The organism is Alcanivorax sp. HI0044 (genome assembly GCF_001634945.1).
The window spans coordinates 1-1008 of the sequence record NZ_LWEZ01001612.1 but is presented as its reverse complement, the minus strand read 5'-3'; the positions used below and the strand labels follow the sequence as shown (position 1 = coordinate 1008).

Here is a 1008-nt window from a genome sequence, read left to right as displayed (position 1 = left end):
GCGTTGCCGAGTAGTTGAAAGGATCGAGTTGAAAGTTGAAAAGCGCGGTGTGGATGGATTGTCGCAGGACGAACGTTATCACCGCGCTGTTTTGCAGGAGTTTGGTGGCTAGTGTGGAGCCGTAGCGGCGTATCATCACAGGCACCAATCTTCAAAGATTGTTTCTGTTTCCCTTTTCAACTTTTCACTTTGAACTTTCAACAGAGTTTCGCGGGCAGGGCGGTCACGGTGTGGCACTGTCCCAACCCGCGTTGCAGCTTGATGCTTGTAGCTTCCCGCGTTCTTTTACCTCAACTCTTTTTCCCAGATTAGATCGATGCTGTTCGATTCACTGCTGGAGCGGGCCTCAAGGTGCAGGCTGCGAGTCAGGGTATAGCGCAGGATGACGGTGGAAATGGCGTCGAACAGGCCCACCGCGTAGGTGAGATACAACCGTTCGGACAGCTGTTTGCCGAGCATCAGTGCCGCGTCGTCGCTTTCCCAGTCGCTACCCACGCTGATGTCATCCACACCGAGTTTATCGCCGATTTTTTCGGTAACACCGCTGCCTTTTTCCAGCCCGTATAACGCCAGGGCCTGGGCAATTTGGTTGCCCTCGCTCTTGGAGCCACTTTCCAGTGGGCGCCCGGTGAGCAGGTAAGACATGGCCTGGCTTTGTTCCATGCCGGGATCGGAAAACAGAGATGCACTGGGTTCTTGCAGGGTGCCACTTAACTGCACACCCACCACTACGCCTTCGCTGGGGATTTTTCGGATGGCGCGAATATCCAGGCCGGGGTTGTCCGGTGGCCCCTGGAATATTAGCTGGCCGTCGCTGATGGCCAGATTCTGCCCGTAAGCCCGGTAACGCCCTTCACGAATCACCAGCTCGCCATTGAGTTGCGGTGGCCGCTGGGGTTTCTGCTCAACCTGCAGGGTGCCGCCGAGCATGGCGTCGAGCCCGAAACCCTTGAAGTGAACCTTGTCGCCTAGTGTCAGGGTCACATCCATGCCCAGTGGCAGTTGGCT

The 1008-nt window shown here is 56.4% G+C and carries 1 protein-coding gene; it reads right to left on the bottom strand.

Features of this window, described 5'->3' with window-relative positions; all coding sequences use genetic code 11:
• Window positions 1-285: 285 nt before the first annotated feature.
• A partial coding sequence (locus A3730_RS24350) for a translocation/assembly module TamB domain-containing protein (protein WP_197477613.1) occupies window positions 286-1008 on the bottom strand: 723 nt, incomplete at its 5' end.